The sequence below is a fragment of the Streptomyces sp. BE20 genome, from assembly GCF_036322525.1.
GTDB lineage: Bacteria > Actinomycetota > Actinomycetes > Streptomycetales > Streptomycetaceae > Kitasatospora.
Map to the genome: position 1 here is coordinate 1 of NZ_JAQYWW010000039.1, position 316 is coordinate 316.

1 protein-coding gene is annotated in these 316 nt (G+C 72.8%); it reads right to left on the reverse strand.

Annotated features, from left to right (window positions below; translation table 11 throughout):
* The coding region (locus PUR61_RS00150; RefSeq protein ID WP_329874341.1) for a PIN domain-containing protein at positions 1-316 on the reverse strand (316 nt) is incomplete at both ends.

A 316-nucleotide genomic window follows, 5' to 3' on the forward strand; every position in this document is an offset into this window, starting at 1 on the left:
GAGCACGAGTCCGGTGTGCACGGGGAGGTCGCTGACGCCCTCGATGGACACCGCGGTGTCGTGGCCGGCCGAGAACAGCGCGTCGACGTCGTCGGCCGCCACGTGCAGCTCGGACATGCCGGTCCACCCGGAGGTGACCGCCAGCTCGGCCCGGTACTCCTCGGCGAGCAGGCCCACCGAGGACGCCTTGATCCGCAGCGGGAGGTCCTTGGAGACGACGGTGACGTCGTACCCCTCGGCCTGCAGGTTCCGCGCGACCGCGAGGATGCGGGTGTCCGCCTCGCCGCCCCCGACCCGGTAGCCGGCCGGCAGTATC